This window comes from Ochrobactrum sp. SFR4, from assembly GCF_019730395.1.
Classification (GTDB): domain Bacteria; phylum Pseudomonadota; class Alphaproteobacteria; order Rhizobiales; family Rhizobiaceae; genus Pseudochrobactrum.
The window spans coordinates 1-545 of the sequence record NZ_JAAPBB010000117.1 but is presented as its reverse complement, the minus strand read 5'-3'; the positions used below and the strand labels follow the sequence as shown (position 1 = coordinate 545).

The 545-nt window shown below is 55.0% G+C and carries 2 protein-coding genes; one reads left to right on the top strand and one right to left on the bottom strand.

All coding sequences use genetic code 11. The features are described 5' to 3' along the window. Positions 1-134: DUF4158 domain-containing protein (locus HBA93_RS24615; RefSeq protein ID WP_221724228.1), on the bottom strand; the 134-nt coding region annotated here is incomplete at its 3' end. A gap of 140 nt (positions 135-274) precedes the next feature. Here HBA93_RS24615 and HBA93_RS18130 point away from each other — a divergent pair. Then, positions 275-545: recombinase family protein (locus HBA93_RS18130; protein WP_221724227.1), on the top strand; the 271-nt coding region annotated here is incomplete at its 3' end.

The following is a 545-nucleotide window of genomic DNA, read 5'->3' as shown; positions in this document are numbered from 1 at the left end:
TCGGCGCGGCGTCGGGTACGGATCAGGTCAATGTCATCTCCGCTCAGCAGATAGTGACGGATCAAGGCTTCGGAATCTGTCGGCACCCCGAAGAGTTCCGCATACGCGCGAGAGGAAAGAAGTCTGCGGGCCATAAGGTGTCCTCAAAACGCCGTTGCAAGTTTGAAGACGCCCAATATTATAGAGACTGATAAAAAGACAGATTTACCGTCCTAATCCAAGTTTAGAGCGGCCACAGGAAATCAGGCCCTAAAACGGTCGTTTTGGAGACACCATGCCAAGCACAGGCGACATTCTCGGATATGCAAGGGTCTCAACCGCTGATCAGGATCTGTCTGGCCAGAAAGACCGACTGCTACAGCACGGCGCGGTACGCGTGTTCGAGGACGTGATCTCAGGCAAGACGTTCAACCGACCCGGTCTGGCTGCCTTACTCGATCAGGCCCGCCCCAACGATACGCTTGCTGTCATCCGGCTCGATCGTCTGGGTCGGTCGCTCAAGGAACTGCTCAAAACGGTCGATGACCTCAAGGCCAGAGAAATCA